Below are 25,462 nucleotides of genomic sequence, written 5' to 3'. Positions count from 1 at the left end.
CTAAAGTGGACCCATCAGTCAAGACACTCAGCCGGCTAGTTTAAGCTGTGTCCATTTCCACTTCAGCAGCTGCCCGGCGCTGCCCCGTTCCGCCGTTTTTCTCCGGCTCTTGGTCCGCGTCGCCGAACTTGTCGACGATCAACGCACCTCCTCCAACACCGGCACGGTAGACATGATCTGGCGTCTCGTAGCCCAGCGCCTGGTGTGGACGCTCGGCGTTGTAAAACGCGAAGTACTGTGCCAGGCCGACTGTCAGCTCGGCCATGTTGGCGTAGCCCTTCAGGTACACGTCCTCGTACTTCACGTTGCGCCACAGGCGCTCGACGAAGATGTTGTCCAGCGCCCGTCCTCGCCCATCCATGCTGATGGCCACGCCTTCGCGCTTGAGCACGCTGGTAAAGGCGTCACTGGTGAACTGCGAGCCCTGGTCGCTGTTGAATACCTCGGGCTTGCCGTGGTGGCGCAATGCCTCCTCCAGACAGTCCACGCAGAACGACGCGTCCATGCTGTTGCTGATGCGCCAGGCCAGCACACGACGCGAGTACCAATCGATGACCGCCACCAGGTAGGCAAAGCCGCGCGCCAGCCGAATGTACGTCAGGTCCGTACTCCACACCTGGTTCGGCCGCGTGACCGCCACCCCGCGCAGCAGATAGGGATAGACCTTGTGCTGCGGGTGCGGCTTGCTCGTGGACGGCCCCGGCGCCATGCCCGCCAAGCCCATTTCCCGCATCAGGCGCTGCACGCGCTTGCGGTTGACGCGGTGCTCTCGGCCTCGCAGGAAGACCGCCATGCGCCGGCTGCCGTAGAACGGGCGGCTGGTGTACTCCTCGTCGATCAGGGCGCGCAGCTGGCCGTCCTCCTCCTCGATGCATTCCTGTCGGGCCGCCGCCTCCAGCCGCCGATACACGGTCGAACGCGGCACGCCGGCCAGCTCGCACTGCATCGTCAGCGGTATCTTGTCCTCGCGCTCGATCCACCGTGCCCGCTCGGCCGGACTCATTCCCCAAGCTTTTTTTTGAGCCAATCCACCTGCATCTTCAGCTTGCCGATCTCGCTGTACAGCTTGTCCTCCGGGCTGCTTTCGTCCACCGGCTTCGGCCCGCGCTTGACGTCGAACAGGGCGCCGGCGTTCTCCAGGATCTCCTTCTTCCACTGGCCCACCAGTACTGGATGCACGCCGAATTCCTGCGCAATCTCCGTCACCGTCTTCACCCCACGCACCGCTTCCAACCCAACCTTGGCCTTGAACTCGGCGCTGTGCACCCTGCGTTTTTTACCTTCACTCATTCGCTGTCATCCTTTCGCGGACGACAGCTTAAACCACCGTCTCAGATTCGGGGTCCACTATACACTTCAAGCACTGCGCGACGAGAACGCCTTACGTCGAAATGTATCAATGCTGGATCAAGACCTGGCCGAGAATGAAGCGCGGCGCGAAGTGCCGGTTCGGGCACGTCAGAACGGCACAATAACGGCAATTGCGGCAAATCTTGGCCAAACCGTCCGCGCTGCCACCTCTCTAGCATCGATCCTGCCAGAAGGGAACAAGCTTGAAGCGGAAATGTACGTGCCATCTCGGGCGGTCGGCTTCATCAAGCCGGGAATGAGCGCCCTGGTGCGGTATCAGGCTTTCCCATACCAAAAGTTCGGCCAGCATCCTGCGCGCGTGCGCGAGGTGGTAACAACCTCTGTGCGTCCCGAGGAGTTGCCCACTTCAGCGGCAGCAATGCCCGGGGCAGTCCAGGCGGAGCCGGTCTACCGCATTCGGCTCGAGCTCGACCAGCAGACCGTCCGCGCCTACGGCGCACAGATCCCCCTACGCTCTGGCATGCTCGTCGACGCCAGCGTCATGCTTGAGCGCCGCAAGCTTTATGAATGGGTGCTCGAACCGCTATTTAGTATCTCCGGCCGCTTGTAAGCGAATACTGTTCACTACCAACATCGTGCTAGCAGTGGCCATATTCGTACTGCCGGCTTATCCTGATCGCAGGTGAATGATGCAATTTCCTGTTCTTACCGAGTTAGCTTTCTGGAACCGCCGGCGGCTACCCGTCCTGCTACAGACTGAAGGAGCTGAATGCGGCTTGGCGTGCATGGCAATGGTCGCAAATTATTGGGGCCACCGAATCGATATTCCGAGCATGCGCCGCCTCTTCTCGGTGTCGATGAAGGGAGTAAATCTGAAGGGTCTGATGGCGATGGCAAGAGGGCTGTCATTGCAGACGCGCCCGCTCAAGCTAGATCTCCAACATTTGCCAGAGTTAAAGTTGCCCTGCATTCTGCACTGGGATCTGAACCACTTTGTCGTGCTTAAGTCTATCTCCGCGAAGTATGCCGTCCTGCATGATCCGGCTGTCGGCGAAAGAAGCATGGAACTGGAGGACGTCTCCAAGCATTTTACCGGCATCGCGCTTGAGATTACACCGACCGCGCAGTTCCGGCCTAAGGAGGAACGTCAGCAATTCTCACTGTTCTCGCTGATTGGGCATGTGGTCGGCCTGCGTCGTGGACTGTTTCAGCTACTCGCGCTCGGACTGGCCCTGCAAGTTTGTGCTCTGATTGCACCTTTCTATATGCAGTGGATGGTGGATGAAGCCCTATTGGCGTCAGACCGTGACTTGGTCACGGTGCTGGGCTGTGGCTTCTTATTACTGGTACTTCTGCAAACTGCGATCGGTGCCGTCCGTTCTTGGGTAACCACAGTACTCTCCACCAGCCTGAACCTGCAATGGTTAGGCAATACCTTTGTCCACCTCCTGAAGTTGCCGTTGCCATACTTCGAAAAGCGCCATACCGGAGACATCGTTTCGCGCTTCGGCTCAATCCAGCGGATCCAGACCAGTCTAACAACCCAATTCGTCGAGGGGGTTATTGACGGCGTCTTGGCTCTGGGCACCTTGGTAATGATGCTTCTGTATAGTAGCGCTCTGGCCGCAGTCGCCTGCGTGGCCGTGCTGCTGTATACGCTGTTGCGCTGCGCGATCTTCCGCCCCCTCCGAGATGCGAGTTCCGAGGTGATCATTCACGCCGCGAAACAGCAGAGCCATTTCATGGAAACCGTGCGCGGCATACAGAGTATTCGCTTGTTCGGACGCAGCGAAGAGCGTCGTTCAGGTTGGCTGAACTCGCTAACCGACGAATTCAACGCCCAATTGCGTGTCGCCAAACTTTCGGTCTCATACCAGACAGCTAATACCTTGTTGTTCAACGGGGAGCGCGTAATCGTAATCTGGCTTGCAGCGCTCGCCGTACTCAGCAACGACTTCTCGATTGGGATGGTGTTTGCCTTCCTCAGCTACAAAGACCAGTTCAGCCAGCGTATGGCTAGCTTAATCGACAAACTGTTTGAATTGCGGATGATGCGTCTGCATGGCGAGCGTGTGGCGGACATCACGCTGGCTGAGGTGGAACAGGATGATCATGCAGCTGAAATTGATGCAAATCATATTACTCCGTCGATCGAAATAAATAACCTGAGTTTTCGCTACTCCGACAGTGAATCCGATATCATCCGCGAACTTAACCTCAGCATCCCCGCTGGGCAATGCATTGCGATCACTGGGCCATCAGGCTGCGGCAAGACGACACTGATGAAATTATTGCTCGGGTTACTCACGCCAACGAGTGGCGAAATTCTCGTCGGCGGCGTGCCATTGGGTTCGCTCGGCCTGACAAATTACCGTAATTTGCTGGGCACGGTAATGCAGGATGACACTTTATTCGCCGGCTCGATCTCCGAAAACATTAGTTTCTTTGATCCAGTGATCGACATACAGCGCGTCTACGAATGTGCGGGACTAGCCGCAATCGCGCCCGAAATCGCGGCCATGCCAATGAACTTCAATACGTTAATTGGCGATATCGGTACTGGCCTATCCCCACCTCGTTATACACAAGTCCGCCAGCCTCACCACGCCGGCTGAAAATCCCGTTTACTTTCAATGACTTGCCAGCGCCCTTGTAAACCTTTGCAAAATCGCGTTTACTCTCGTCTTTTGCGTGGCGCAATTGGCGAGCAAATCGAAGGGATGGACCGATTCGGAGTTTGAGCAACTCGACCTGGGCGACGCGCGCCTGAACCGGCGAGCGAGGACACTGATGGAAACAATGGCGGGGGCACCGACGGCGAGCGTGCCAAAGGCCTGTAACGGCTGGGGTGAGACGATGGCCGCGTATCGCTTCTTCGACAATGACGGCGTCGACTGGCGGGCAATCCTGGAGCCGCACTGGCAGCAAACGGAACAGCGAATGGCCGAGCAGTCGGTGGTGCTGTGTCTGCAGGACACGACCGAACTGGACTTTAACGGACAGCAGGCGCGCGGCCTCGGACCGCTCAGCTATGAAGCGCAGCGCGGCATGTACGTCCACCCCACCTACGCGGTGACGACGGCGCGCGAGCCGCTGGGGATCCTGGACGTGTGGATGTGGGCGCGCGCGCTGCGCGACACCAACGGCCAGCGCGGCGGCCCCAAGGAAAGCCTGCGCTGGATCGAAGGCTACGAAAGACTGGCGGAACTGGCACCGCGCCTGCCCGCCACGCGCTTGGTGTATGTGGCCGACCGCGAGGCGGACATGCTGCCCTTGATGGCGCGGGCGCAGCAGCTCGACTGCCCGGTGGACTGGCTGGTGCGCGCCGCGCACAACCGCTGCTTGCCCAACAGCGAGAAGCTGTGGCCGCATGCCACGGAAGGCGCGCCGCTGGGGGAAATCGAGTTCGCGCTGGCCGCGCGGCCGGGCGCCAAGGCGCGCATCGTGCGCCAGCAGCTGTGGGCACGCCGGGTCGAACTGAACGCGGGCAAGGGCAAGGTGGTGACCGCCACATGCATCGTGGCGCGTGAACACGGCGCTCCGGCCGGCGTCAAGCCGATCGAATGGCGCCTGCTGACGAACCGGGTCGCCACCAGCGCGGCCGAGGTGGCCGAATTGATCGACTGGTATCGCGCCCGCTGGGAAATTGAAATGCTGTTCAATGTGCTCAAGAACGGCTGCAAGGTCGAGGAACTTCAGCTGGGCACGATCGAGCGCATCGAGCGCGCACTGGCGCTGTACTTGGTCGTAGCCTGGCGCATTGCCTATCTGGTACGCATGGGCCGTACCTGCCCGAACCTGGATGCCCACTTGTTCTTTGATCCCGATGAGATACGCGGCGCCTACTTGCTCAACAAATTACGCCCCCAGCCCAACCCGGCGTTAAACGAAGTAATACGCTTGATCGCCCGCGCGGGCGGCTTCTTGGGCCGAAAAGGTGATGGCGAACCTGGTGCCAAGACCCTCTGGGAAGGGCTGCGCGACGTGCGCGCCTCAGCTCTCACCCTTCAAGCACTACGCGAACTTGGAGACTGACGAGTTGTGTATAACGAGGTGGCCTATCCCCCGGTGTCAGAATAGTTGTCGCGTCACCTGATGAAGTAAATACCAACCGGGGACGGGCAAGAGAGATCGTGTGAAGCAGTATTCAGCAGAACGGAAAGAAGCGCTACTTCGGCAGATGATGCCGCCGCAGAACAGGCTGGTGTCGGAGTTGGCCCGCGAGAGCGGGATCACCGAACAGACCCTTTATACTTGGCGCCGTCAACTTCGTAATCAAGGAACGCTGGTGCCAGGTAGTGGAAAGAATGCCGAGGAATGGACTTCGGAAGACAAGTTTTCCGTGGTACTGGAAACGGCTGCGCTGAACACAAGCGAACTGGCCGAGTATTGCCGTCGCAAGGGCCTGTTCGCGGAGCAGATTGCCACGTGGCGTGCCGCATGCATGTCGGCCAATGCGAGCGTGGTAAAGCAGACGCGGGAGCAGCAGGCGCAGTCGAAGGAGGACAAAAAGCGCATCCGGCAACTGGAGAAGGATTTACAGCGCAAGGAGAAGGCGCTGGCCGAGGCGGCCGCGCTGCTGATCCTGCGAAAAAAAGCCCAGGCGATCTGGGGGGACAAAGAGGAAGACTGATCAGCGTCCCAGATCGCCTGTTGTGTGTTGAGTTGATCCGTGAAGCAGAGGCCGCCGGCAGCCGGTTGGCGCCAGCCTGCATCGAGCTGGACATTACCTTGCGTACTTTCCAGCGCTGGGTGCGCAATGGCGACGATGCCGTGGCCGGCGACGGTCGTCCCTCCAGCGTGCGGCCAGAACCGGTCAGCAAGCTGAGCGAGGATGAGCGTACCGAAATCCTCGCCGTTGCCAACAGCGAGGAATTCGCCAGCTTACCGCCCAGCCAGATCGTGCCAGCGCTGGCCGATCGGGGCGTGTACATGGCGTCCGAGTCAAGCTTCTATCGCGTTCTGAAAGCGGCGGCGCAACAGCATCATCGGGGCCGCGCGAAGAAACCTTGTGAGCGCGTGCTCACGAGTCATTGCGCCGCGGCTCCGAACCAAGTGTGGAGCTGGGATATCACCTGGATGCCGGCCGCCATCAAAGGCCAATACTATTACTGGTACATGGTGCTCGATATCTTCAGCCGCAAAGTCGTCGGGCATGAGGTGCACGTGGCGGAATCGGCGGAACTGGCTTCACGGTTGATGCGCCGCACTAGCTTGGCCGAGGGGCTGGCCGGTCGTCCACTGGTGCTCCATTCGGACAACGGCAGCGCCATGAAGGGCGCCACCATGTTGGCCACGTTGGAACAGCTGGGTGTGGCGCCCTCGTTCAGCCGGCCACGTGTAAGCAATGACAATGCATACGCCGAGTCGCTGTTCAAGACCTGCAAATATCGCCCAGATTACCCGAACAAGCCATTCGGAAGCCTGGAAGAGGCGCAGGCATGGACGCAGAAATTCGTGCGTTGGTATAACCACGATCACAAGCACAGCGGCCTGAAATTCGTGACCCCGGCACAGCGCCACTGCGGGCAAGACGCGGCGATTTTGAAGCTTCGTGAGCAGGTCTATCACGAGGCTAGAAAGCGCAACCCGCAGCGCTGGTCGCAGGGCACCAGGAACTGGGAACTTGACGATCAAGTCTGGTTGAATCCGGAACGGATTCGGCCAGAAGCACTACAGCAAGCAGCTTGAGATGACGCGACAACTACGTTGACAAACACCGCTATCGGGTGGACAAAAGCAGCGTATTCTACTCGCACGCGCATTGTACAAGAACCCGAAAATTTTATTTATGGACGAGGCAACCAGCCATTTGGACGTATGGAATGAGCAGGCCGTGAACCGGGCAATCCAGACAATCCCGCTTACCCGAATCATCGTTGCTCATCGTCCAGAAACAATCCAAATGGCAGAGCGTGTAATTGTGCTGCAAAACGGGCAGATAGTCCAAGATGTTAGTAACCTGACTCATGAGGATAAGCAGGCCGCATAATGACTGGTCGCAACTCGGCTCACCGGCTCCGCATATAAATAGTTATTGCATTGATCGCGTGCTCGATCTTACCTTCCTCACGAGCGCAAAGGACTGCGTTCCTAATCGAGGACGCTGAGAAGTTACGTGTCGAGTCCCGTTTGATCATAAACGCGCTTAATGAATAATTCCGGCAGTTTCTGCTGTCACACTCCTTGATTGCAAAGATGGGAGTTTTGCGTCGAGTGCACGCTGCGGAATGGTGGTGATTTTACAGCTTCAAGTAGTTCATCAATGTAGCTTGCAGATCGGCCCTGCTGTCGAAGCGAGTCTGCTGCAGCAGTTCGTTGATACGGCCGTTGAAGCGCTCGACCATGCCGTTCGTTTGTGGGGTGCCGCGGCGGTGCTAGACGATGCTCGGCAGGTATTTCGGCGCAAGCCATGTCACCGAGTGCTGGCCGCTAGGCTTTTTATCTTGGTGGCGAAACGGTCAATAAATTGCGAGCCCTTGTCAGCCAGGATCTTGCTAATCTTGATGGGCGAGGCCAGCTTCAAACGGCGCAGAAAATCGACGCTGCTCTTGTCGGTCATGTCGCCATAGATGTGCATGAAGACCCGGCGCATGGTGCGGTCGATGGCGACAAACACGTAGCGACGCGAGGTCTTGCCTGGCATCTGAGGCAAGTACTTGATCTCGATGTGAATGAAGCCTGGTCCGTAGTCCTTGAAGGTCTTCTTGGCGTGGTGATTTCGCCTTCGGCATTTGCGATCACGTCTTCGAGACACGACATGCCTCGCGCTTGACGAGCGACGCCTGACCGAGAGACATCTAGATTAATGTATTGTTGCATAACAAACAACAGATCATCTTGGGAAGGATAAAGCGACTGGCGCAGTGCCAGGACGATGGCTTCTTGGGATGCGCTTAAGGTCGTATGGAGCATGCGGGCACAGTACGACCGGTCCTGCACATCGTCCCTCTTGAGCCACTTCGCAGCAGTGGCTCGCGAGACGCCAACGACCTTTGCGGCCTGCCGATCAGACAGACCGAATCCTTGACTTCCTGCCGGATTTTCGGCGTGGTGCAGGCTTGCGGCTGGATGCGTAAACTCATGCTGCGAACTGCTCCTGGTGCGATTGAATGCCGGGACTGCTGAACTCAGCAATCAAGTCGTCCAGCATAGCCTTTGCACGCAACAAATGCCAGCCAAGACGAGAAGTATGATCGCACGAAACTAAACAGCTAAAGCCTGCTTGCCACTGCCATTCGTCAGCGGCTTTTTCATTTCGAGCGCCGTCACTGGCGGGTCAGTCCGCACCAGGAATGTCGCGCCTGCGCGCCCTTCCTTCCCTCGCAGTTACACGCGACGCAGGAGACTTCACGCGATGCTTCACCGACGGATCCGGCGCCGCAAACATCCTCACCCTGCAAACGATCCGCTCGTCGCAAGTCAGGATCGCGTCATGCAGCACGACGCCGTCGGCCATATCGTCCAGCATCACTTCCGCCACCAGCAACTCGCCGACGCTGGCGGACGCCAGGAACTGGGCGCTGCAGCGTGCTGGCGGGCGCGGCTGCGATGCGCCATCGTGCTCCGTGCGCGACAACAGCGCGAGCAGGTAGGCCGACTGCTGCGCGAACTCGATCAGCAAGGACTCGCGCAAGGCCTGCGCACCGCCCGGCACATGCGCGGCCACGAAAGCGTCGCCGGCTTCGATCCGGCGGCAGGTGCGGATATAGTCGGGCGGCCGGCATTCGACAACCCGCTCGACCAGGATCCATTCCGGCGCGATCGGCAACAGACGCTCGATCTCGGCCCGCCTCAATGGGGAAAGCGACGGCGCGTCGGTGTCTCGCACGATGGGTTCCTTTCAGCCAGTTCATACTGACTGGAAGACCGACAAAATACGGGCGAGTTCAAGATCTACGCCGTCTGTCTGATATGAATTAAGCCGGGCACCGCGAAGCCCCGGCCAGTGTGTTTCTTGTCTTCAAGCCATTCTTGCGTTACCATGCCCCCGCCCTTGGGGAGTAGCCTACTTCCGCAACGGAAGTTCCCGCATCAACATACTTGACGTCAGCACGTCATGGTGCGGAAGCCTTCTGGTTGGCAAGACCATTGGCATGTTCACGCGACGATCGGGCCGCGCGACATGCCTTGTGTCGTGCCCGATCGGAAAGCTGTCATGACTCTCGCTGCAATCATCATCCTCGCCCTCGCCATGTCCACCGACGCCTTCGCCGTCGCGATCGCCATGGGTTCCCGACGCGCCCACGTCCTGTTCAAGGATGCGCTGAAGGTCGGCCTGCTGTTCGGAATCATCGAGGGTGTGACGCCGCTGGTCGGCTGGGCCATGGGCAGCATTGCCGCGTCCTACGTCGAAAGCTGGGACCACTGGATCGCCTTCGTCCTGCTCGGCGGCCTGGGTATTCGCATGATCGTCGAAGGCTGCGGCGAACCTGACACGGAAGCGGACGATCCCGCCCGCCCCTTCTGGCTGCTGGCCCTGACCGGCTTCGCCACCAGCATCGATGCGATGGTGGTCGGCGTCAGCCTGGCCTTCGCCGACACCGGCATCCTGTGGCCGGCGCTGGCGATCGGCCTGGCGACCCTGACGATGGTGACGCTGGGATTGTTGATCGGCCGCCGTATCGGCGCCGTGGTGGGCAAGCGCGCCGAGATCTTCGGCGGCCTGGTATTGATCGCGGTAGGCAGCGTCACGCTGTACGAACACCTGCAGTGACGCCGCCGCGGCAAGGAAAGATCAGGACGTCGGCCCCGGGTCGCTCCCCGCCTGCTGCAGCACCATCAGCTGCTTCTGGATCGCCTCGTTGAAAGCCGGGATGTCGTCCGGCTTGCGGCTGGTGATCAGCTTGCCGTCGACGACGACTTCTTCATCGGTCCATTCGGCGCCGGCGTTGCGCAGGTCGTGCTGCAGGGTCGGCCAGCTGGTCAGGTGCTTCGACTCGGCCACGCCGGCGTCGATCAGCGGCCACGGGCCGTGGCAGATCGCGGCGATCGGCTTGTCCTCGTCGCCGAAGGCCTTGATGAAGGCGATGGACTCCGCGCTCAGGCGCAGGTTGTCCGGGTTGGCGACGCCGCCCGGCAACAGCAGCAGGTCGTAGTCGCCCGGCCTGGCGTCCTGCACGCTCAGTTCGACCTTGAATTTCTGGTCCGGCGTCAGGTGGTTGAAACCTTGGATCTCCTCGCCGGCCTTCTTCGGCGAGACCAGGATCACCTTCACGCCCTGCTCCTCGAGGAAGCGGCGCGGCTCCGTGTATTCGACCTGCTCGACGCCATCGGTCATCAGCACCGCGACGCTCCTGCCTTGCAGGGATTGGGTGGCGGCCGGCTCGACGTGATCCGCCGGCTGCATGTTTTCTGCTTGTTGCATATGGCCTCCTTGTTCAATGCGGTTCATTCGCATCGATTGTAGGTCTACCATCGCGCCTGCGGCGCGCGCATGCCTGCCGGCATTCAATTGCTCAGTCGGCCGGGTTCGTCATCCCGATTCAATCAAGCAGATAACACACATCGTCGCGGTCGCGCCGCCCGGTCCGGGTACACAGGAAACCGTCCAGCCCCAGGCGCACCGAGCCATCCAGGCAGGCGCCGTCGACGTCCTCGCGCCGCAGCACCACCTGCAGCTCGCGAAACGGCACCTCGATCGCGAAGCGGTCCAGCAAGGCGGCCAGCGCCCGCGCGCCTTCGGCGCCGGGCAGGAAGCGCTCGAAGGCGTGCGCATCCAGCGGCCCAAGGCGGATGCGGATGCCCAGCTCGGGCCGCAACAGGCGCGCTCCCGCGGTGGCGCCCTCCCCCAGCACGCAATTGCCGCATGCGAGCCGCGTGCGCTGCGCCGGCTCGAGCACGTCCCAACGTCCGGTAAATTGCTCGACCCGCACCGGCACCCGGAAATAGGCGCGCAATACGCCCGCGATCGACTCCGCGCTGACTACCCGGCTGCGCAGCGGCGCCGCGAACCAGGCCAGGCTGGCCGCTTCCACGCCGGACATGCCGTCCTCGCGCGCCGGCACGCCGGCCAGCGCCAGCAGCAGCGGCAGGAAGCGGTCGACATCGGGCTCCATGGGATGGCGCACCCGGTACTTGCACCAGGCGCGGTAGAACAGCGCCACCTGGCGGCTCGACAGCAAGTCGAGGAAGGCGCGCGGCCCCTCGTCGCGCACTGCGAGCTCCCAGGCGGCGAAGCGCTCGGTGTAATGCAGCGGCAAGGTCCCCATCACGCCCAGCAACCCCATCAGCGTGGGCGTGACGCTCACCGCCGGCACGCCCTCGGTGGTGGGCACGATGGTCTCGATCTCGCTGGCAGGGAAGCCCAGTCCCAGGCTGTTGCGAAAGCGGATCAGGCCGCCGAGCGCATGCTCGGGCGCGATGCCCTGGTGCGCCAGCCAGCACACCAGCAGCCGCACCGCCTGGAAGAATTCGTAGCGTTGCGGCTGGCGCAGCAGGTCGGCGATGGCGCTCGTCCGCCTGACAGCGTTCACACCAGCGCCAGGCTGCCGTTGCGGGGCTCGCATCGCAACAACTCCTTGTCGCTCTGCCCCGACACCAGCACCAGCCGGGTAAAGCTGTTCAGGTGCACATACAGGCCCAGGAAGCGGCTCACGACCTGCGCGAACACGAACAGGCTGCTGCCGGCGAAGGCCTCTTCGTCCACCGTCATGCGCACCTCGATGCCGTGCACCAGGCTCGCGCCGTAGCGGTTGCGCAGCCAGGCGGTGGCCGGGGTCGACGCCATCGCGCTGACGCCGGCGATCTGGCGCTGCGAGGCGCCAGAGCGCGGCAGGTCGTACAAGGCCAGCGTCTCGCGGAAGGCGTCCAGGTCGGCCAGCGAGCGGTGGTTCAGCGCCAGCTGGGTCACCAGGCGCCAGTGGGTGCCATCGCGGTTGCCGAAACGCAGCGGCGCGGAGGGCTTGCGCAGCGGGCGGATCGGCAGGCCGCTCGTCGCGGTCTCGCTGGCCAGGTCGCCGCCCGGCGCGCCAACCCCGACGCCGCAGGCCGCCGCGCCGTTGCTGCAGGTCAGGTCGATCGAGGCCACGCTGGCGTCCTCGCCCAGCAGCGAAAAGTCGTCGCCGGTGAAGGCGATCTTCATGCGGTGGCGGCTGTCGCCGCGATCGTCGCGGCGCGCGAACCAATAGCGCTGGCCATGCTCGTCCCCTTCGCCATGGCGCAAGCCGTAATAGGGACGGTACGCGACGCTGGCGGTCTTGCCGTCCTCGGTCCTGAGCACGTGCACCGCGTCGATGCTGTAGACCTCGACGCCCTCCTCGTGCCGGCTCGGCGCCACGTCGTACATCGCCGAACGGTGCGTGATGCGCACCGGCGCCGCCGCCTGGCGGAACAGGTTCACCACCGGCACGCAGCCGGTGAGCAGGTTGGCGGCCGACAGCGCGCGCAGGATGCGCGCCGGGCTGGATTCGGCGTGCATGCCGGAGAGCAGGAAATGCAGGGTGAAGCGGCGCGTGCCGGCCGGCAGCAGCGGCGCCAGCCGGGCCAGGTCGACGTCCAGGAAGTGAAATTTGTCGGGGAAGGCGAAGTATTCGGTCAGCAACCGGTAGGCGGGATGGGCATGGTCCTGTTGCGGCACCAGCGCCTCCTCTAGCTCCAGGCCGCCCAGGTGCAGCGCCGCGCCGTCGAGGCGGCGCCAGCCTTCCACGCCTTCGGCCTCGACCCAGGTCTCGACCACGTTCATGCCCAGGGCGTCGATCAGCGCCGCCGACAGCAGGCCGTCGCCGTCGACGTACAGGCGCACATGCGGCAGGCCGCGGCCATGCAGCATGCGCGCCGGCAGCGCGCTGTCGAAGGCGATGCCGATGCGCGCGCCCGCGCGCGGCGGCAGCCGGATGCGCGGCGGGACGTGGGCCACCGGCTCGAACCAGGCGCGCGCCACCTTCACCGGCGCCAGCGCCAGCTCGGCCGTGGTACGAAACACGCAGGGCGCGCCGCGCGCCCTCAGCGAACTCATCTCGGTGCCGCGCGGCACCGCCTGCACGTGCTCGATCTTGCCGGCCCGGGCCTGCGGATCGCCACCGTCCACGTGCGCGATCGAACAGCTCGGCAAGCCATGCAGGAAGTGCGGATACAGGCTTCCCAGCAGGGCTTCGGTCAGTTCCGGATAGTCGTCGTCGAGCTTTTTCGCGGTGCGCGCATTGAGCAGCGCGCAGGCCTGGATCAGGCGCCGGATATGCGGGTCTTCGCTGCCCTCCGGCCCCAGTCCCAGCTCGGCCGCCAGCCGCGGATACTGGTGGGCGAGCTCGCGCCCGACGGTATTCAGGTAGACCAGTTCGCGCTCGAAATACGGCAACAGTTCTTCCATGAAGACCTCCTGGGGCTGTCGCTCTACGGTGGTGCAGATCGCGGCAAGTTGTCTTGCGACGGCGCAACATTAACGCCGGGATAAAACTCGTTGCGATAAGCGGATCGCGGCTGGCAATACCGGCCTTGACAATAAGTCAGTAAAATCACGGGTCCATCGACCTATCACCGCATCATGACCGCCACCACCGCCGCCACCGAAACGCCCGTCCGCACCGAGATCGCCACCCTGTGGCGCCTGTCGTGGCCGGTGCTGGTCGGCCAGCTGGCGACGGTCGGCATGGGTGTGGTCGACGTCGCCCTCACCGGCCACGTCAGCGCCGACGAGCTGGCGGCGGTGTCGCTGGGCACGGCGGTGTGGTCGATCGTGCTGGTAACCGTCATGGGCACCATGATGGCGATCAATACCGTGGTCGCGCACGAGATCGGCGCCGCGCGCCACGACCGGGTGCCGCATTCGGTGCGCCAGGCCATGTGGAAGGGCTTGCTGGTCGGCCTGGTCGGCTGCCTGTTCGCCAACCTGTGCACGCTGCTGTTCGACCACATCGGCATGGACGCCCACGTGGCCGACCGCGCCTCGCTGTTCCTGCACGTGATCAGCGTCGGCATGCCGGCCTTCGGCGTGTATCGCGCGCTGTACGGCTATACCACCAGCATCAACCAGACCAAGCCGATCATGTGGATCGCCATCCTCGGCCTGGTGTTCAATACCATGCTCGCCTGGGTGCTGGTGTACGGCAAGTTCGGCTTCCCGCAACTGGGCGCGATCGGCTGCGCAATCTCCACCGCCAGCGCGCTGTGGCTGATGCTGGGCGCCATGCTGTGGTGGATCACGCGCGCGCCGGCCTACCGCCTGACCTACCCCTTCGACCGCTACGAAGGGCCGGATACCCGCGAGATTGGCGCCCAGCTGCGCCTCGGCCTGCCGATCGGCATCACCTATTTTGCCGAAGTCAGCGCCTTCGGCCTGATCAGCCTGCTGGTTGCGCGCTATGGCGTGGTGCAGGTGTCCTCGCACCAGATCGCGCTCAATTTCGCTTCGCTGGTGTTCATGGTGCCGCTCAGCTTCGCGATCGGCATGCTCACCCGCGTCGGCCAGGCGATGGGCGAAGGCGACCCGGTGCGCGCGCGCTTCGTCGGCTGGGTCGGCGTCGGCGTCTCGGTCAGCTTCGGCGTGGTGGCGGCGCTCGGCATCGCCCTGTTCCGCTGGGAGATCGCGGCCATGTATACCTCCGATCCGGCGGTGCAGCAGGTGACCGCCAACCTGCTGCTGTTCGCGGCCCTGTTCCAGCTGTCGGACTCGACCCAGGTCGCCACCGCCTCGGCCATCCGCGGCTACCAGGTGACGCGCCCGCCGATGGTGATCCAGCTGCTGTCGTTCTGGGGCCTGTCGCTGCCGCTCGGCTGCATCCTCGGCCTGGCGCCGGCCTGGTTCCCATGGTCGCCGGATGCGCCGATGGAAGCCACCGGCTTCTGGATCGGGCTGGTCGTGGCGCTGACGGTGGCGGCCGTATTGCTGACCTGGCAGTTCGAAAAGCTGGCGCGCCAGCGCATCCGCGAGGGTGGGCATCGCGCCACAGCACATTAATCAGAGGACAAGTTATTACAGCGCCGCCCCGCCGACTCTGGTATCGTCTCGCGATTGCTGTAAATTAATATTCTTCAAGAGACATCATGCGCCCTCTCCTCCTTCTCCTGGCCGCCCTCGCGGCCACGCCCGCCATGGCCGAAAAACTGACGCTGGACCGCATCTACGGTGAATCCTCGCTGGCCGGCGCCAGCGTGCGCAACCTGCGCGTGTCGCCCGACGGCGAACGCGTGACCTTCCTGCGCCCGCGCGCCGATGACCAGTACCGTCTCGACCTGTGGGAATACAACACCAGGAGCAAGGCCACGCAGCGCCTGGTCGACTCCAAGCAACTGGTGCCGAACGAGGAATTGTCGCTCGAAGAAAAAGCGCGCCGTGAACGCGCGCGTACCGCCGGCCTGTCGGGCATCCTCAACTATTACTGGTCGCCCGACGGCAAGCGGCTGCTGGTGCCGATCGGCGGCGACTTGTATCTCGTCGATGCCGCCAAACCGGAAGCCGCGCGCAAGGTCGCCTCGGGCAACGTCATCGATCCGAAGATCTCGCCGCGCGGCCGCTACGTGTCCTTCGTGCGCAACCAGAACCTGGTGGTGATCGATCTGACCACCGGCGCCGAGCGTCAGCTGACCACCGATGGCAAGGGCACCGTGCACAATGGCGAAGCGGAATTCATCGCCCAGGAAGAGATGGACCAGCACACCGGCTACTACTGGGCGCCGGACGATTCGCACATCGCCTACCGTCGCTACGACGAGGCGCCGGTGCCGGTGGTGCGCCGCTTCGAGATCTTCGCCGACCGCACCGAGGTGATCGACCAGCACTACCCGGCCGCGGGCGATCCGAACGTGGCGATCGAGCTGATGGTCGTCAATCCGGCCACGGGTGAACAGCGCAAGATCGACCTCGGCCAGGACAAGGACATCTACCTGGTGCGCGCCGACTTCAGCGCCGACGCCAAGACCCTCGTCTACCAGCGCCAGACGCGCGACCAGAAACGCCTCGACCTGGTGGCGGTCGACGTCGCCACCCTGGCCCAGCGTCCGCTGTTCTCGGAAACCTCCCCTACCTGGGTCGAAGTCCATAACGACCTGCGCTTCCTCAAGAACCGCCAGGCCTTCGTCTGGGCGTCCGAGCGCAGCGGCCGCAAGCACCTGTATTTGTACGACCTGAACGGCAAGCTGCTGCATCCGATCTCGCGCGGCGACTGGGGCGTGGACAATATCCTGGCCGTCGATGAAGGCGCCGGCAAGATCTATGTCTCGTCGAACCGCGACGCCGTGATCGACAAGCAGACCTATGCGCTGTCGCTGGATGGCCGCGGCGCCGACAAGCCGACCCGCATCACCCAGGGCGACGGCTGGCACGAGGCTTCGTTCGCCGGCAACGGCAAGCTGTTCGTCGATACCTATTCGAACCCGAACACCCCGCCGCAGGTGTCGATCCGCCGCGCCGACGGCAGCATGGTCGAGTGGATCGAGAAGAACGAACTCAACGCCAACCATCCGTACACGCGCCACCTCGATGCGCACTTGCCGACCGAATACGGCACCCTGAAGGCGGCCGATGGCCAGACCCTGCACTACTCGATCATCAAGCCGGCCGGTTTCGATGCCAATAAGCGCTATCCGGTGTTCCTGTTCACCTATGGCGGCCCGCACTCGCAACGCGTGACCCGTGCCTGGGGCAATTATTTTGACCAGTACATGGCGCAGCAGGGCTTCGTGGTCTTCCGCCTCGACAACCGCGGCTCGGGCCGCCGCGAGCGCCAGTTCACCGACGTGCTGCACAACAACCTGGGCAAGCACGAAGTCGAAGACCAGGTGGCCGGCATCGACTGGCTGGCCAAGCAGAGCTTCGTCGATCCGAAACGGGTGGGCGTGTTCGGCTGGAGCTACGGCGGCTTCATGACCCTGCGCCTGCTGTCCGCAGCGTCGGACAAGATCGCGATGGGCGTGTCGGTGGCGCCGGTGACCGACTGGGCGCTGTACGACACCCACTATACCGAGCGCTACGTCGGCGGCACGCCGAAGGGCGACCCGGAAGCCTACAAGCGCAGCGGCGTGTTCGCCCACCTGGACGGCATGAAGTCGCACCTGCTGCTGATCCACGGCATGGCCGACGACAATGTGCTGTTCTCGAACACCACCCTGCTGATCGACGAACTCGTGAAGCGCAATGTGCAGTTCGACCTGATGACCTATCCGGGCGCCAAGCACGGCATGTCGGGCCGCACCAACCAGCGCCACGTGTATGGGCTGATCGAGTCCTACTTCAAGAAGCAGCTGGGCGGCACGCAGCCGAACTGAGTTCGACTTCTTGAAACAAAAACGGCCGCGTCGATCGACGCGGCCGTTTTTCATTGCGCCTTTACAGCGCGGTGTGGCTTATGGACGTGGCGCTGGGCGGTTCGTCTGGTCCACGGCATCCTTCACGACTTCTTTCGCGTCGCCGTAGGCTTCCTGGGTCTTGCCCTCGGCCTGGTTCGCCAGGCCCTTGGCCTGCTGTTCGGTGCTGCCCACCACTTTGCCGGCGCCTTCCTGAATCTTGCCGCCGATGTCTTTCAGTTTGCCTTCGACTTGGTCCTTGTTCATGGTGTTCTCCTTGAGTAGTGCATGCCTGAATGGCCATGCGATGGATACAGAATAGTCCTTTCGCGCCTGCTCATCTGTTAGCGCACGCACACAGTCAATCAACCCCATCCGCGCGACATTTTTATAGCTTAAATGCTAATCTTTTCTCGCAACGCGGCGCGCCGCTCAAGAAGAGAATCCTCCATGAATAACAACAATACCGAAGCCGTCCCCGCCACCCAGGAAGCCCCACAGGCCCAACGCCGCCTGGCGCGCCGCGTGACCCTCGTCAATGGCATCGCCGTGCTGTTCATCCTCGGCCTGGCCGCCGTCGTGCTGGCGGCCGATGCGCTGTTGCTGGTGTTCGCCTGCATCCTGTTCGCCATCCTGCTCTACAAATTGAGCGAGATCATGCATCGGCGCTTCCACATGCGGCGCAAGCTCGCGCTCGGCATGGTGGTGCTGCTGCTCAGCGCCATCATCGGCCTGGGCGGCTGGGCCATGGCGCCGCAGATTTCCGAACAGTCGACCCAGCTGGCGAAGGAAATCCCGGCCGCGATCGAGCGCCTGCAGGGCGAAGTCGAGCAGCATCCGCTGATCAAGCGCGTCGTCGACGAACTGCCGCCGCCGGAAGACATCGTCAAGCAAATGAATTCGATGGTGCCGAATGCCGGCCTGTTCTTCACAGGCATCCTGGGCGCCCTCGGCAATGTCGTCATCATCATTTTCGTCGGCATCTATTTTGCCGCCACACCGGGCGTGTATACGGGCGGCTTCATCCGCCTGATCCCGCAACACAAGCGCGGCCGCGCACGCGAAGTCATCGACGAGATGGGCGATTCGCTGGCCAGCTGGCTGGTCGGCAAGGCGGTCTCGATGCTGATCGTCGGCACCACGACCGCGATCGGCCTCTCCCTGCTGGGCGTGCCGCTGGCGCTGATCCTGGGCGTCATCGCCGGCCTGCTCGACTTCATCCCCTACCTCGGCCCGATCATGGCCGGCGTCCCCGCGGTGCTGCTGGCGCTCTCGATCAGTCCGGAAATGGCCATGTATGCGCTGCTGTTGTTCGCGGCGATCAATATGCTCGAGGGTTATGTGCTGCAGCCAATGATCGAAGCCAAGGCGATCGAATTGCCGCCCGCGCTGGTGATCGTGATGCAACTGATCTTCGGCACCCTGTTCGGCTTTGCCGGCGTGGCGCTGGCGACGCCGCTGGCCGCCGTGCTGTCGGTGCTGGTCAAGATGCTCTATATAGAAGACGTGCTGGGGGACAGACCGGCGAAGGGGGTTGGGTCGAGTTGACTTGCCTCGTTTCTGGAGTGCCGTGCCGCGGCATTCCAGAGAATGTCGGCACAAAAACAAAGCCGCGCGATTGCGCGGCTTTGTTTGTGGGGCGGAAGGCAGATCAGCGGTTGCCTTTGGCGATTTCCTTCATGTCGCCAACTTTCTTCTGGACCTTGCCCTCGGCCTGGTTCGACAGGCCTTCGCTCTGCTGCTGGCGGCTGCCGACGGCTTCGCCGACTTTCTGCTGCACCTTGCCGCCAACTTCCTTCGCCTTGCCTTTGACTTGATCCTTGTTCATTGCAGTCTCCTTGCCTGTTACGTGGATGAGCCTTGATGGTAAGGATAACTGCCAAGCGGTTCTGTTCGACGCTTAACAAACAGGCTTGCGCCACACGCTGGCCAGCCAGGGCTGCTGCTCGCGCGGCAAGCCGGGCGGACGGTAATAGTGATGCAGCGCCGTGAAACCGGCCGCGCGCAGGTAGCGTTCCCAGGTGGCGTAGTCGTAATAACTGCCATAGCGCGGGCCGTTCCAGCCTTCCTGGTTGTCGCCGCGCGGATTCGAACTGAACAGCACCCCGCCCGGCTTGAGCGCGGCGTGCAGATGCGCGAGCACCTGCGGCAGGGCAGAGCTGGGCACATGGAACAGCACGGCGTTGGCGAAAATGCCATCAAAGGTCGCTTGAGGCAAATCAAGGTGCAGGAAGTCTTGATGCCAGACCTCGCAGCCGCTGTAGTCGCGCGCCATGGCGACGAAACGCTCACTGCCGTCGACGCCGATGGCGCGGTGGCCGAGCGTGCTGAAGGCTTTCAAGTCACGCCCCGGGCCGCAGCCCAGGTCGAGGATGGTGTACGGACTCGGCGCCTCGATCGCTTCCAGCAGGGCGGCGATGTTCTGGCTGACGTCGTGGTCGATCGTGCCGGCGAAGAAGGCATCGGCGTTGCGCTCGTAATGCGCCAGCGTGCGGCGGGCGATGTCGTCGTGATTGTTATCGTGATCCATGACGACAGTATGCCAGCCGGCGGCGAACGGCTTCGCCGGACATGCTCGCCGCGTCAGAAAAAAAATTCAAAAAAATTTCGAAGTCACCCTAAAGTTCCCACAATCCCTGCCGTAATAGAGTCAGACAACCGGCAATCCGGCCGGAGTTTCATTGTTTTGGTGGCAACATGAACGCAAACGAAGTCCTCGCGATGTACGAAAACCTGGCTGGCCTGACCCGTCAGATGTCGGAAGCCGCCAAGGCCGGTGACTGGAACGAGTTTGCCAACCTGAACGTGGAAGCCAAGGTCGAAGCGCGCAGCGCCGCCGCCGGCATGCCGGCCCTGGAAGGCGCCCAGCGCCTGCGCAAGATCGACCTGCTCAAGCAGCTGATGGCCAACGACCGCGCGATTCGCGACGTGACCGAGCCATTCGATGGCCAGCTGGACCGCGCGCTGCAGGCGCACTGATTCCTGGCGAATCCTGAACCAAGGCACCTGCGGGTGCCTTTTTTGTTGCCGGAACAAGGCGGGGAAAGGTTGAAGCACAAATGACAAGGCGCCCATCGGGCGCCTTGGCTGCCGCCGAGCCAGTGGCTCGGCCGCGAATCGGGTGGAGGGCGAACCCCAGCTATCTGCTGGCCTCGCCTCTTGCCGGTTGCTCCCGGCGTCCACCGCCGCTGCAGGCAAGTGGACTGCTTCCGGTCACAGGCGTTTCATCAACGGTCGTCTGTTGTCGCGCCACGCTATCGGTGGTGGCTGCGCAGACCCTGTGCCGTCTGTGACCTCGTCGATCACAAGTCCAGTATAACGCAAAATCAAAGTTGTGTAGACATTTCCTGTTCAGTCTCGTCCAGCTTCGGCTCGACCGGCTGCTGGCCCGCTTTCTTGCGCACGAAACGCTGGCGCAGACGGGTCATCAAGGGCACGCCGGGCATGGGCTGGATCTGCCCTGCCCGCTTGCGACGGCGCACTATCAGGATCGCCGCGCCGGCCAGCGCCAGCACGGCGCCAACGCCGCCGGCGATCCAGCCCCAGGGCGTCGACGCCTCTGGTTCGGGCGCCGGACGCCGCCGCGCCGGATGCGGCTTGTTCGGATCAAGCGGCCGCGCCCTGCTGACGTCCGCCGGACTGGCGCCAAGCGCCACCTGCAATACCCTCACCTTGTCTTCCAGCTGGCCGATCTGTTCGCGCAATTGCGCGTTCTTGTAGTCCAGCGCGGCGCACACGGTCGAACGGTCGACGTCGGGCGCGGGCGCACAGGCGGCCGGCGTCGCCGGGGCAGCCAGTGGCAGGGGCAGCGCCTGGGGAGCCGGCTTCGGCTCCGCTGCCGGCACTGGCCGGGCTTCCTGTTTCGGTTCCGGTTCGGGCGCGGGCTTGGGCTCCTGCTTCGGCGCCGCCTCGATCTTCGCGACGACCGGCTTGGGCGTTGGCGCCGGGCGCGGCCGTGGCGGCGGCCTGGCCACGACTGGCGCGGGCGCCGGCGTAGCGGCCACGACCGGCGCCGGCATCCTGACCGGCGCCGGCGCCGGCGGCGGCGGCGGATTCGGATTCGGCGCCATCGACAAGGTCACCAGGCGCACGTCGCGCTGAACGCCATCGGCTAATTCCAGGTACAGATGCAGGCGGTTTGACTCAACCGGGGCCAGCGACGTCACGTGCAGGAACTGGCGGCCATCGCGCTGCGTCACAGTCATGTTGAGTGTCGACAGCACGTGCGGCATGCCGATATTGGCGCCGCGGTAGACGTTCGGGTGGGCCAGGCGCACCTGCACCGGCGTCGCCGGGGCGTTGAGCATGGTCAGTTCGATGTCGGCCACGAGCTGCTGGCCGATATACGACGCGACGTGCGGTTCGCCCAGTTCGGCTGCGCCGGCAGCGCCAGAGAGTAGCGCGCAAGTGATGATCAAGGGGAGGCGGCTAGCCATAAGGAATACCGAGAGTGAAGCCCAAGCGTAATTAACGGACATTGCGATAAACTCTTTAATCCCAGCCCCCTCGTACAACAGGAATGTCTATGGAAAACAGGATTGAGAAGGACAGCTTTGGCCCGATCGACGTGCCCGCCGATCGTCTTTGGGGTGCGCAGACCCAGCGCTCGCTCCACCATTTCCACATCTCCACCGAGCGCATGGCGCCCGAGCTGGTCGCGGCGCTGGCCCAGGTCAAGCGCGCGGCGGCGGCGGTCAACCGCTCGCTCGGCAAGCTTTCCAGCGACAAGGCCGACGCCATCATCCGGGCTGCCGACGAAGTGCTCGAGGGCCGCCATCCGGCCGAATTCCCGCTCGCCGTGTGGCAGACGGGCTCGGGCACGCAGAGCAATATGAACATGAACGAAGTGCTGGCCAACCGCGGCTCCGAGCTGCTGGGCGGCGCGCGCGGCGAAGGCCGCCTGCTGCACCCGAACGACCACGTCAACATGGGCCAGTCGTCGAACGACATCTTCCCGACCGCCATGCACGTGGCCGCCGCCTGGGCCCTGGCCAAGGAGGTATTGCCCGCACTGGCCCAGCTGCGCGGCACCCTGCTGCGCAAATCGCGCGACTTCGAGCCGATCGTCAAGATCGGGCGCACCCACCTGCAGGATGCGACGCCGCTGACCCTGGGCCAGGAATTCTCCGGCTACGTGGCCCAGCTCGACTATGCCGAGCAGCAGCTCAAGTCCGCCCTGCCCGGCCTGCTGCTGCTGGCCGCCGGCGGCACCGCCGTGGGCACCGGCCTGAATGCCCACCCCGAGTTCGCCCCGCGCATCGCAGCCGAGCTCGGCTCGCGCACCGGCCTGTCGTTCAAGACCGCGCCGAACAAGTTCATGGCCCTGGCCGCCCACGACGCCATGGTCGCCGCCCACGGCGCCTTCAAGACCCTGGCCACCGCCCTCATGAAGATCGCCAACGACGTGCGCTGGATGGCGTCCGGCCCCCGCTCGGGCCTGGGCGAGATCACCATCCCCGAGAACGAGCCGGGCAGCTCGATCATGCCGGGCAAGGTCAATCCGACCCAATGCGAGGCGCTCACCATGCTGTGCTGCCAGGTGTTCGGCAACGACGTCGCCATCACGGTCGGCGGCTCCCAAGGCAATTTCGAGCTCAATGTGTTCAAGCCCATGATCGTCCACAACTTCCTGCAAAGCGCGCGCCTGCTGGCCGACGGCATGCGCTCCTTCGACACGCATTGCGCCCAGGGCATCGAGCCGAACCGCGCCCGCATCGGCGAGCTGATGGAAAAATCGCTGATGCTGGTGACTGCGCTGGCGCCGCACATCGGGTATGATCGCGCCGCGCAGATCGCCAAGAAGGCATCGACGGACGGCCTGACCTTGCGCCAGGCCGCCCTGCAGAGCGGCTTCGTCGACGAACAGCAGTTCGACCAGTGGATCGTGCCGATCGACATGACGCATCCGGATCCGGTGTAAGCCGGACGGCGAGACGGCGTGTACCGGGTGCCGGCACGGCGCCACCGGACGCTGCTACATGCGCTTCAAATAGGCGGCCTCATCAATCGTACGCCGCCTTCACCAACCCGAGGATAGAATGCAAAAAATAGTTTTCGATTTGACATCAGAATTCGTCGAGGTCAACCAGCTGCTGAAGCTGGTCGGCCTGGTCGACAGCGGCGGCGCCGGCAAGAACATGGTCGCCAGCGGCGTGGTGTCGGTCGATGGACGACAGGAACTCCGCAAAACGGCGAAAATTCGCAGTGGCCAGACCGTCTCGGTCGGCGACCTGCGCATCACCGTGCAGTAAGCTGTTGGCGCCCGCGAGCCGGGCTGATAGTGCAAGAAATGGGGCGCCGGAACGGCGGCCTTATGTTTGCGCACTAACAAACAGAGCGGGGCTTCCTTGTTTATATTTTAAGACGTCACTCATACGGCTTAGAGGTGAAGGCGATGGAAACCCCGGAACACAGCGCACAAACGCAGGAGCAATTGATTGGCGACCTGCGTCTCGTGATCGAAAACGCGGAAGAACTGCTCAAGAATACCGATCACTATTCCAGCGCCCTGTACCAGAACGCGCGCGCCAAGCTGTCGCTCGCCCTGGAAGCGGCCAATGAAGAACTGTCCCGCTTCGAGGATGCGCAACTGGAGCGCATGATGGCCGCCACCCGCGCCGCCAATGACCGTTACAACGACAGGTCGGGCGAAGAACGCATCCTGCGCGCCTTCCACTGATCGACGACAGCAAAAACCCGGCATCGAGGCCGGGTTTCAAAAGGCAAGACACAATCCCATGTGATCTTCGACCCGGCTTTCGCGCTCGAGTTCGCGCCGGATGCAGCGACGATCCCGGGTCGTTCAAGCCCTGGGTTCAAGCTTTCGTATTGATCGTATTGCCCAGGTGGGGCGGCAGGTTTTGCGGCTGTGGCAGCGCGTCGAGCAACTGGGCGGCCGACGCCGCCTGGATGTCCATGGATTTCTTGAGCATGGACACGCCCACTTCCTGACGGATACCGGTTTCGGCCATGCTGGTTGCAAGCTTGGCAATGTTCGTGACGTCCATACACCTCTCCAGAAAAAGACTTGTCAGTCTTTAACGGCCTCATCGACCAGAACTTGAGGCTGCATCTTTAACCATCCGCAAACCCAGTCCACCACCCGCCCCAGGTCGTTCAAGTCGAGCCAGGCGAGTCCGGCACGCGCGTCCGCCGGCCGCGCCGCGTCCGAGAGCACGGCCAGGATCGTGACATCGTCCTGGAACAGCGGCGGCTTGCCCAGGCTCGGGCGATGCACCTCGAGCTTGGGCAACGATTCCCATTTATACCCTTCGACCAGGGTCAGGTCGGCCGGCGACAGCCGCGCCAGCAACTCTACAAGTCCCGGCTCCGGCTCCGCCCGCAGCTCGCGCATGATGGCAATGCGGTAAGGCGAGGCGATCATCACCTCGGCCGCCCCGGCCAGGCGCAGGCGCGCGCTGTCCTTGCGCGGCGGCTCGAGTTCGATGTCATGGTGGCTGTGCTTGACGATATTGACCCGCAAGCCGTCCTGCGCCAGGCGCGCGACCAGCCCTTCCAGCAAGGTGGTCTTGCCGCTGCCCGACCAGCCCACCACGCCCAGGACCGGACCCAGCCCCTGCGCCGACCGCGGCGCTTCAGTACGCGACACGGTAGCGGGTTCCCCGGTAGTTCATCACCGCCGCCTTCGGCATCAGGCGCTCGAGCACCAGGCCGGGCGCCACTTCCTCGCCTTCGCGGCGCAGCGTCTTATCGACCAGCAGCAAGCTCTCGCCCGGCGTCGGCGAATAGATATAGCCGCCGAAGCTCACCTGCGGGATCTCGCGCCTGACCGACTCGGGCAATTGCTGCAGGGTGCGCAGGTTTTCCTCGCCGGCCGGCTGGGCCGCCGCCACGGGCGCCGGCGCCAAAGCGGCCGGCGTTTCGGAAAGCGGCGCCTCGGCCACCCGCACCGGCGGCGGCGCCGGCTCGGCTG

The 25,462-nt window shown here is 63.3% G+C and carries 24 protein-coding genes, 2 pseudogenes and 1 riboswitch; of the genes and pseudogenes, 13 read left to right on the top strand and 13 right to left on the bottom strand.

What is annotated here, in order from left to right; genetic code table 11:
• Positions 1-40 precede the first annotated feature (40 nt).
• Positions 41-1,290 (bottom strand): IS3 family transposase gene (locus HMPREF9710_RS18895; protein ID WP_229409725.1). Its coding sequence is split into 2 segments (ribosomal slippage): positions 41-1,005 and positions 1,005-1,290, totalling 1,251 coding nucleotides; the frame shifts between segments, so codons are not numbered across the junction.
• 109 nt (positions 1,291-1,399) lie between these two features.
• Between HMPREF9710_RS18895 and HMPREF9710_RS27300 the strand changes: the two genes are divergently transcribed.
• The 5 genes and pseudogenes from HMPREF9710_RS27300 to HMPREF9710_RS18860 all read left to right on the top strand — a co-directional run.
• Positions 1,400-1,921, top strand: a complete 522-nt coding sequence (locus HMPREF9710_RS27300) for a beta-barrel domain-containing protein (protein ID WP_443093620.1) — start codon at positions 1,400-1,402, stop codon at positions 1,919-1,921.
• Between the two features lie 76 nt (positions 1,922-1,997).
• On the top strand, positions 1,998-3,926 hold the full coding sequence (locus HMPREF9710_RS18880; RefSeq protein ID WP_307160863.1) for a peptidase domain-containing ABC transporter: 1,929 nt from the start codon (positions 1,998-2,000) through the stop codon (positions 3,924-3,926).
• Positions 3,927-4,011: 85 nt separating this feature from the next.
• Positions 4,012-5,346 carry an IS4 family transposase gene (locus tag HMPREF9710_RS18875; RefSeq protein ID WP_040775003.1) on the top strand — a complete coding sequence of 445 codons (1,335 nt, stop codon included), beginning with the start codon at positions 4,012-4,014 and terminating at the stop codon, positions 5,344-5,346.
• Positions 5,347-5,446: 100 nt separating this feature from the next.
• A protein-coding gene (locus HMPREF9710_RS18865; protein WP_229409743.1) for an IS3 family transposase occupies positions 5,447-7,002 on the top strand; the annotation gives its coding sequence in 2 pieces (ribosomal slippage) (positions 5,447-5,909 and positions 5,909-7,002; 1,557 coding nt in all).
• A gap of 31 nt (positions 7,003-7,033) precedes the next feature.
• Positions 7,034-7,303 (top strand): annotated as a pseudogene (locus HMPREF9710_RS18860) (ATP-binding cassette domain-containing protein); the annotation flags it as partial.
• A gap of 122 nt (positions 7,304-7,425) precedes the next feature.
• On the opposite strand, the pseudogene HMPREF9710_RS18855 reads toward HMPREF9710_RS18860, so the two are convergent.
• Together HMPREF9710_RS18855 and HMPREF9710_RS18850 are read right to left on the bottom strand one after the other, a co-directional pair.
• Positions 7,426-8,396: pseudogene (locus HMPREF9710_RS18855) on the bottom strand (integrase core domain-containing protein).
• Positions 8,397-8,590: 194 nt separating this feature from the next.
• Positions 8,591-9,142 (bottom strand): hypothetical protein, encoded by a 552-nt coding sequence (locus tag HMPREF9710_RS18850; RefSeq protein ID WP_005668957.1) that lies wholly within the window; start codon positions 9,140-9,142, stop codon positions 8,591-8,593.
• 155 nt (positions 9,143-9,297) lie between these two features.
• Positions 9,298-9,466: riboswitch (yybP-ykoY riboswitch) on the top strand.
• 3 nt (positions 9,467-9,469) lie between these two features.
• On the opposite strand from HMPREF9710_RS18850, the gene HMPREF9710_RS18845 reads away from it, so the two are divergent.
• Positions 9,470-10,027: a manganese efflux pump MntP gene (locus tag HMPREF9710_RS18845; RefSeq protein ID WP_005668955.1), complete on the top strand. Its 558-nt coding sequence runs from the start codon at positions 9,470-9,472 to the stop codon at positions 10,025-10,027.
• Between the two features lie 21 nt (positions 10,028-10,048).
• On the opposite strand, the gene HMPREF9710_RS18840 is transcribed toward HMPREF9710_RS18845, so the two are convergent.
• The 3 genes from HMPREF9710_RS18840 to tssF all read right to left on the bottom strand — a co-directional run bounded on the left by HMPREF9710_RS18840 (position 10,049) and on the right by tssF (position 13,618).
• A complete protein-coding gene (locus HMPREF9710_RS18840) occupies positions 10,049-10,678 on the bottom strand; it encodes a type 1 glutamine amidotransferase domain-containing protein (RefSeq protein ID WP_005668953.1) in 630 nt (209 codons plus the stop codon).
• Between the two features lie 118 nt (positions 10,679-10,796).
• Positions 10,797-11,786, bottom strand: a complete 990-nt coding sequence (tssG, locus tag HMPREF9710_RS18835) for a type VI secretion system baseplate subunit TssG (RefSeq protein ID WP_229409859.1) — start codon at positions 11,784-11,786, stop codon at positions 10,797-10,799.
• A complete protein-coding gene (gene tssF, locus HMPREF9710_RS18830; protein WP_005668950.1) occupies positions 11,783-13,618 on the bottom strand; it encodes a type VI secretion system baseplate subunit TssF in 1,836 nt (611 codons plus the stop codon). Before tssF ends, tssG begins: the two co-directional genes overlap by 4 nt.
• A gap of 174 nt (positions 13,619-13,792) precedes the next feature.
• Between tssF and HMPREF9710_RS18825 the strand changes: the two genes are divergently transcribed.
• Both HMPREF9710_RS18825 and HMPREF9710_RS18820 read left to right on the top strand, forming a co-directional pair.
• Positions 13,793-15,205 (top strand): MATE family efflux transporter, encoded by a 1,413-nt coding sequence (locus HMPREF9710_RS18825; protein ID WP_005668948.1) that lies wholly within the window; start codon positions 13,793-13,795, stop codon positions 15,203-15,205.
• A gap of 86 nt (positions 15,206-15,291) precedes the next feature.
• Positions 15,292-17,511: a S9 family peptidase gene (locus HMPREF9710_RS18820; RefSeq protein ID WP_005668946.1), complete on the top strand. Its 2,220-nt coding sequence runs from the start codon at positions 15,292-15,294 to the stop codon at positions 17,509-17,511.
• Positions 17,512-17,589: 78 nt separating this feature from the next.
• Here the strand turns inward: HMPREF9710_RS18820 and HMPREF9710_RS18815 are convergent, their stop codons facing one another.
• The gene (locus tag HMPREF9710_RS18815) at positions 17,590-17,796 is read right to left on the bottom strand and encodes a CsbD family protein (protein WP_005668944.1); all 207 of its coding nucleotides are present in this window, start codon (positions 17,794-17,796) and stop codon (positions 17,590-17,592) included.
• A 183-nt stretch (positions 17,797-17,979) separates the two neighbouring features.
• Between HMPREF9710_RS18815 and HMPREF9710_RS18810 the strand changes: the two genes are divergently transcribed.
• A complete protein-coding gene (locus HMPREF9710_RS18810) occupies positions 17,980-19,077 on the top strand; it encodes an AI-2E family transporter (RefSeq protein WP_005668943.1) in 1,098 nt (365 codons plus the stop codon).
• 103 nt (positions 19,078-19,180) lie between these two features.
• Here HMPREF9710_RS18810 and HMPREF9710_RS18805 read toward each other — a convergent pair whose 3' ends face one another.
• Positions 19,181-19,357, bottom strand: coding sequence for a CsbD family protein (locus HMPREF9710_RS18805; protein ID WP_005668942.1), 177 nt, complete (start codon positions 19,355-19,357; stop codon positions 19,181-19,183).
• A gap of 72 nt (positions 19,358-19,429) precedes the next feature.
• Positions 19,430-20,059: a class I SAM-dependent methyltransferase gene (locus HMPREF9710_RS18800; RefSeq protein ID WP_005668940.1), complete on the bottom strand. Its 630-nt coding sequence runs from the start codon at positions 20,057-20,059 to the stop codon at positions 19,430-19,432.
• 167 nt (positions 20,060-20,226) lie between these two features.
• Here HMPREF9710_RS18800 and HMPREF9710_RS18795 point away from each other — a divergent pair, with 167 nt between their 5' ends.
• Positions 20,227-20,508: a flagellar protein FliT gene (locus HMPREF9710_RS18795; RefSeq protein ID WP_005668938.1), complete on the top strand. Its 282-nt coding sequence runs from the start codon at positions 20,227-20,229 to the stop codon at positions 20,506-20,508.
• Between the two features lie 347 nt (positions 20,509-20,855).
• On the opposite strand, the gene HMPREF9710_RS28775 is transcribed toward HMPREF9710_RS18795, so the two are convergent.
• Positions 20,856-21,965: a FimV/HubP-related protein gene (locus HMPREF9710_RS28775; RefSeq protein ID WP_005668935.1), complete on the bottom strand. Its 1,110-nt coding sequence runs from the start codon at positions 21,963-21,965 to the stop codon at positions 20,856-20,858.
• A gap of 89 nt (positions 21,966-22,054) precedes the next feature.
• Between HMPREF9710_RS28775 and fumC the strand changes: the two genes are divergently transcribed.
• The 3 genes from fumC to HMPREF9710_RS18775 all read left to right on the top strand — a co-directional run bounded on the left by fumC (position 22,055) and on the right by HMPREF9710_RS18775 (position 24,208).
• Positions 22,055-23,449 (top strand): class II fumarate hydratase, encoded by a 1,395-nt coding sequence (gene fumC / locus HMPREF9710_RS18785; RefSeq protein WP_005668932.1) that lies wholly within the window; start codon positions 22,055-22,057, stop codon positions 23,447-23,449.
• A gap of 118 nt (positions 23,450-23,567) precedes the next feature.
• Positions 23,568-23,780, top strand: a complete 213-nt coding sequence (locus HMPREF9710_RS18780) for an RNA-binding S4 domain-containing protein (RefSeq protein ID WP_005668930.1) — start codon at positions 23,568-23,570, stop codon at positions 23,778-23,780.
• Between the two features lie 143 nt (positions 23,781-23,923).
• On the top strand, positions 23,924-24,208 hold the full coding sequence (locus HMPREF9710_RS18775) for a DUF883 family protein (protein WP_005668927.1): 285 nt from the start codon (positions 23,924-23,926) through the stop codon (positions 24,206-24,208).
• Positions 24,209-24,344: 136 nt separating this feature from the next.
• On the opposite strand, the gene HMPREF9710_RS18770 is transcribed toward HMPREF9710_RS18775, so the two are convergent.
• The 3 genes from HMPREF9710_RS18770 to HMPREF9710_RS18760 all read right to left on the bottom strand — a co-directional run.
• Entirely contained in the window at positions 24,345-24,536 is a 192-nt protein-coding gene (locus tag HMPREF9710_RS18770) for a YjfB family protein (RefSeq protein WP_005668925.1), read from the bottom strand.
• 23 nt (positions 24,537-24,559) lie between these two features.
• Positions 24,560-25,138, bottom strand: a complete 579-nt coding sequence (gene mobB, locus HMPREF9710_RS18765; RefSeq protein ID WP_005668923.1) for a molybdopterin-guanine dinucleotide biosynthesis protein B — start codon at positions 25,136-25,138, stop codon at positions 24,560-24,562.
• Positions 25,125-25,462, bottom strand: a 338-nt coding sequence (locus HMPREF9710_RS18760; protein ID WP_005668921.1) for a general secretion pathway protein GspB, incomplete at its 5' end; no start/stop codon positions are given. The genes HMPREF9710_RS18760 and mobB, both read right to left, overlap by 14 nt.

Source organism: Massilia timonae CCUG 45783, from assembly GCF_000315425.1.
Classification (GTDB): Bacteria; Pseudomonadota; Gammaproteobacteria; order Burkholderiales; family Burkholderiaceae_D; genus Telluria; species Telluria timonae.
Note: the sequence above shows the minus strand (reverse complement) of the source record. Positions and strands in the feature narration are given on the sequence as shown.

Bases quoted from the DNA above. Each gene is read 5' to 3' on its own strand.
- HMPREF9710_RS27300 (WP_443093620.1), top strand. From the start codon at position 1,400: ATGCTGGATCAAGACCTGGCCGAGAATGAAGCGCGGCGCGAAGTGCCG.
- HMPREF9710_RS18880 (WP_307160863.1), top strand. From the start codon at position 1,998: ATGATGCAATTTCCTGTTCTTACCGAGTTAGCTTTCTGGAACCGCCGG.
- HMPREF9710_RS18845 (WP_005668955.1), top strand. From the start codon at position 9,470: ATGACTCTCGCTGCAATCATCATCCTCGCCCTCGCCATGTCCACCGAC.
- HMPREF9710_RS18840 (WP_005668953.1), bottom strand. From the start codon at position 10,678: ATGCAACAAGCAGAAAACATGCAGCCGGCGGATCACGTCGAGCCGGCC.
- tssF (WP_005668950.1), bottom strand. From the start codon at position 13,618: ATGGAAGAACTGTTGCCGTATTTCGAGCGCGAACTGGTCTACCTGAAT.
- HMPREF9710_RS18825 (WP_005668948.1), top strand. From the start codon at position 13,793: ATGACCGCCACCACCGCCGCCACCGAAACGCCCGTCCGCACCGAGATC.
- HMPREF9710_RS18820 (WP_005668946.1), top strand. From the start codon at position 15,292: ATGCGCCCTCTCCTCCTTCTCCTGGCCGCCCTCGCGGCCACGCCCGCC.
- HMPREF9710_RS18815 (WP_005668944.1), bottom strand. From the start codon at position 17,796: ATGAACAAGGACCAAGTCGAAGGCAAACTGAAAGACATCGGCGGCAAG.
- HMPREF9710_RS18810 (WP_005668943.1), top strand. From the start codon at position 17,980: ATGAATAACAACAATACCGAAGCCGTCCCCGCCACCCAGGAAGCCCCA.
- HMPREF9710_RS18805 (WP_005668942.1), bottom strand. From the start codon at position 19,357: ATGAACAAGGATCAAGTCAAAGGCAAGGCGAAGGAAGTTGGCGGCAAG.
- HMPREF9710_RS18800 (WP_005668940.1), bottom strand. From the start codon at position 20,059: ATGGATCACGATAACAATCACGACGACATCGCCCGCCGCACGCTGGCG.
- HMPREF9710_RS18795 (WP_005668938.1), top strand. From the start codon at position 20,227: ATGAACGCAAACGAAGTCCTCGCGATGTACGAAAACCTGGCTGGCCTG.
- HMPREF9710_RS28775 (WP_005668935.1), bottom strand. From the start codon at position 21,965: ATGGCTAGCCGCCTCCCCTTGATCATCACTTGCGCGCTACTCTCTGGC.
- fumC (WP_005668932.1), top strand. From the start codon at position 22,055: ATGGAAAACAGGATTGAGAAGGACAGCTTTGGCCCGATCGACGTGCCC.
- HMPREF9710_RS18780 (WP_005668930.1), top strand. From the start codon at position 23,568: ATGCAAAAAATAGTTTTCGATTTGACATCAGAATTCGTCGAGGTCAAC.
- HMPREF9710_RS18775 (WP_005668927.1), top strand. From the start codon at position 23,924: ATGGAAACCCCGGAACACAGCGCACAAACGCAGGAGCAATTGATTGGC.
- HMPREF9710_RS18770 (WP_005668925.1), bottom strand. From the start codon at position 24,536: ATGGACGTCACGAACATTGCCAAGCTTGCAACCAGCATGGCCGAAACC.